The sequence below is a fragment of the Photobacterium sp. OFAV2-7 genome (assembly GCF_022347985.1).
Lineage (GTDB): Bacteria > Pseudomonadota > Gammaproteobacteria > Enterobacterales > Vibrionaceae > Photobacterium.
This window is the reverse complement of sequence record NZ_JAKRFQ010000591.1, coordinates 1-3307: the sequence shown is the minus strand read 5'-3', so window position 1 is coordinate 3307 and position 3307 is coordinate 1. Positions and strand designations below refer to the sequence as shown.

General features: G+C 47.0%; 4 protein-coding genes. 2 read left to right on the top strand and 2 right to left on the bottom strand.

The window, feature by feature from the left end; all coding sequences use genetic code 11:
• Nucleotides 1–142 precede the first annotated feature (142 nt).
• The gene (locus tag MHN01_RS21375; protein WP_239413328.1) at nt 143–1516 is read right to left on the bottom strand and encodes an MATE family efflux transporter; all 1374 of its coding nucleotides are present in this window, start codon (nt 1514–1516) and stop codon (nt 143–145) included.
• 67 nt (nt 1517–1583) lie between these two features.
• On the opposite strand from MHN01_RS21375, the gene MHN01_RS21370 reads away from it, so the two are divergent.
• Nucleotides 1584–2480 carry a helix-turn-helix transcriptional regulator gene (locus MHN01_RS21370; RefSeq protein WP_239413327.1) on the top strand — a complete coding sequence of 299 codons (897 nt, stop codon included), beginning with the start codon at nt 1584–1586 and terminating at the stop codon, nt 2478–2480.
• Between the two features lie 65 nt (nt 2481–2545).
• Here MHN01_RS21370 and MHN01_RS21365 read toward each other — a convergent pair whose 3' ends face one another.
• Complete coding sequence (locus MHN01_RS21365) at nt 2546–2782, bottom strand: RNA-binding protein (protein WP_239413326.1); 237 nt, start codon at nt 2780–2782, stop codon at nt 2546–2548.
• Between the two features lie 120 nt (nt 2783–2902).
• Between MHN01_RS21365 and MHN01_RS21360 the strand changes: the two genes are divergently transcribed.
• The gene (locus MHN01_RS21360) at nt 2903–3124 is read left to right on the top strand and encodes a hypothetical protein (RefSeq protein ID WP_239413325.1); all 222 of its coding nucleotides are present in this window, start codon (nt 2903–2905) and stop codon (nt 3122–3124) included.
• Nucleotides 3125–3307 lie beyond the last annotated feature (183 nt).

Below are 3307 nucleotides of genomic sequence, written 5' to 3'. Positions count from 1 at the left end.
ATGCGTTGTTACCGATTATTAATTTAGAGCCACTAGATTTTCAAATCGGTGCCTAGCCTACAAGCCAAGTAATTCTCGCTGAAACGAGCATCTTGAGGTAGCTTGGGTATAAATTGTTTAGCTGTGATTTCATTCTGTATGTTTATGTGGTCTGTAAGGTCAGGTTGTTCATCCAACGGCGTTGCAGGTAGCGATGGAAGCAAAGCGACAACTTAACGAACTCTTCACTTAGCATTGCCAGATATACCCAGCCAAAACCCCATTCGCCGATGAATGCGCCATAGGCGGTAAGCGGGATACCTACCATCCACATCGCGATAAAATCCATTCTCAGGCAGAACAAGTTCTCGCCTCCGGCCCGCAGAATACCGTTTATGATGATCATATTGAGCATTTTTACCCATATGGCAAAGCACATGACTGAAATCGCTGGCAGGGCATATGGATAGAAGTTACCCGTATCCAGGCTTAGCCAACCGAGAATCAAATCTCGTTGCATGAAAAGCAGCAGCCCAAGTGCGATGCCGAGCAAAATGACAAATTTGAGAAAGAACTTCGTCATGGCCAGGGCTGTATCAAACTCGTTGCGACCAAGGGATTGGCCCATCAAAACGGAACAGGCGACTGAAATACCAAAGAACATCGAATAGCACAGTGACTCGAAGGGTGCCAGCATACTGAAGACCGCCAGTTCGGTAGTGCCCATGTGTCCGAAGACCATCTGATACGTGAGTGTTCCCAGCGCCCAAAGCAGCATATTGAGCGAGTTCGGAATAGCCAGCTTTTTGTAAGTCATCCAAAGCGTTTGGTGCTTAGGGATTGCGCGGCTGGTAAATAGCCAGTGTTGGCGATATTTCAATACACCCCAAATCATCAGTACCTGTACAAGACGTGCAATAGTGGTCGCGAGTGCAGCACCAGCTACGCCCATGGCAGGGATGCCGAATCCGCCTTTAATCAAGACGAAGTTAAGACCAATGTTCAGGATAATGGTGATCGCACCGAGGATCAGTGGTAGCAGGGTATCGCCACTTGAGCGTAAGCTGGATTCGGCGGTGATAACCATGTGTGTCAGGATCAGTACCGGAAAGCTGTACCATAAGTACGCCACCCCCTGGCTAATTACCAACATATCATTAGTTTGCAATCGCATGATTTGTTGTGCAAATATCGTAATGACGAGCGTGACAGGTACCATAATCACTGCACCGAACTTAAGCGATTGGAGAGTGACCGTCTTGGCATGCACTCTGTCGTCTTGGCCCCAGTATTGCGAGATCAGTACGCCGTTTGCCGTAGAAAGACCGGCCATGATCATGATGGCGACAAAATGCCATTTTGAGGCAATGCCGACAGCGGCAGTGGCTTCCTGGCCGAAATCGCTGACCATGAGGACATCCGCAAGTGCCAGTATGGAAACCAAGGCGCTTTGAACTGCAACCGGGAAAGCTAGTTTCACGACGCGTGAAAACAATGCCTCAGGCAGAGATGAATGTGTTGCTAGATTTGTAGTCATAAGCGTGTAGTCATAAGCGTGCCCTCAAAGTACGGGGCAAATATATAAGAGCATTGAAGTGAGCGACATGTTAGAAAAATCAGAAAACCTGTGCGGATCTGTCATTCCTATGCCTGAGCCAAAATCGAGCTGGCAAGATGAGGTGTATCTGGCTGATGCCTGCAAAGAACGTTTTTTGACTCAGTCTGAACTGCCTGAATTGGCTGACAGTCAGTTTTTCATGGCAGGGCTTGCCGAGTTGTCTGAAGGCTATCATGTGGAGCGGGTAGGAACGTCGATACATACATTGCTGTTTACGCTCGAAGGCCGGGGGCGATTAATCACTGAAAACTCTGTTATGGAAATAGAAGCGAATTCCCTGACGGTTTTGCCTGCTAACCTTCCTTTTCGTTTCGAACTGGCCGACCCCGGTATTAACTGGAAGATGGCCTGGGTGCTATTGCAGAGCACCGATAAATGGCAACCGTTGATTGAAGGTGGGCAACGAGTCGAGCCGTCGTATCTCTGTGAGCAGATATGGTCGGTCATGAGTTTGTTTCACTCTGAAATTGGTGGGCGTTCGAGCTTTCGGAAGCTATTTGCCAGCGAACTGTCGAGGCTTCTATTGGGCTCGGCATCAAATGCGCCTTCAAATTCCGTACTGAGAGTGCAAAGCGTCTTTAATGAGGTGGAGTCCCAGCTACATCATCCATGGACAGTCAAGGGGATTGCCGAGCAAAGCTATATCAGTGTCGAGCAGTTAAATCGGATTTGTAAACAGCTCTACGGATGTTCGACTCAGCAAAAACTGATTGCGTTGAGAATGGAAAAAGCGACGGACTTGCTTCACTATGAAAGCTGGTCGGTTGGTATGATTGCTCAGCGTCTGGGCTATCCGGACCCCTATAATTTTACTCACCGGTTTCGCCAGTATCATGGCTGTTCGCCAAGGGAATATCGTAAGCGTGTGACGTCTGGAAGGTAGTTGTTCAAAAGGCCAGAAGTGTTCTGTTCTGACCTTTAGCCCTTCAGCATAGTTAAGCGTGAGGGTTACTCTGCGACTTTCACGCGAACTTTGCTTTTCGCGATTTTTGTACCGTTTAGAGCGGAAATTGCCGTAGCGGCTTCGTCAATGTCTGGCATTTCAACAAAACCAAAACCTTTAGACTTACCTGTTTCTTGATCTAGCACTAGGTTGCAGGACTCTACAACGCCGTGTTCTGCAAACAACGCTTTAAGTTCATCTTCAGTGGTAGTGCGGGCAAGGTTTCTTACTAGTAGTTTCATGGGGAGCCATTTGAAAAATTGGTGAAGTAGAATTATCACAGATAAAGTTGGCGAAACCAAGGAGAGGTCGTTATGGTGTTGTTTTATGCCTACAAAATACGCGCTTTGGTGAACTGTTAAATGGCTTTTGTTAAATTCAATGTGTTTGGTAAGAACATGTCAGTACATAGGAAGAATGGAGAGTGGCTTCTCTTCCTGGAGTCAGACACATCGATGCGTGTACGTATTTATGATGTTGTGATTCCATCGGAACTCGATGAAAGTGAGTTATCGGGTTATCTTGCGGATATCTTTCACGAAAATGCTTCTGGTGAGCACCCGGATGTTGAAAGAGTCAAATAAAAAGCCAGCGATTAAACTGGCTTATTATAAGAGTAGAAGAGAGCGTTATGTTCTCTTCGGCTGCTGATAGGTACGGCCGGCAGCTTGATAGACATCTTTCTGTTTGATGTCGAACATATCGAAGAAGAACCAAGCGACAAATTTAATCACGTCATCGCCGTCATTCATGATCCACTCAGCGTA

Bases quoted from the DNA above. Each gene is read 5' to 3' on its own strand.
- MHN01_RS21375 (WP_239413328.1), bottom strand. From the start codon at position 1,516: ATGACTACAAATCTAGCAACACATTCATCTCTGCCTGAGGCATTGTTT.
- MHN01_RS21370 (WP_239413327.1), top strand. From the start codon at position 1,584: ATGTTAGAAAAATCAGAAAACCTGTGCGGATCTGTCATTCCTATGCCT.
- MHN01_RS21365 (WP_239413326.1), bottom strand. From the start codon at position 2,782: ATGAAACTACTAGTAAGAAACCTTGCCCGCACTACCACTGAAGATGAA.
- MHN01_RS21360 (WP_239413325.1), top strand. From the start codon at position 2,903: ATGGCTTTTGTTAAATTCAATGTGTTTGGTAAGAACATGTCAGTACAT.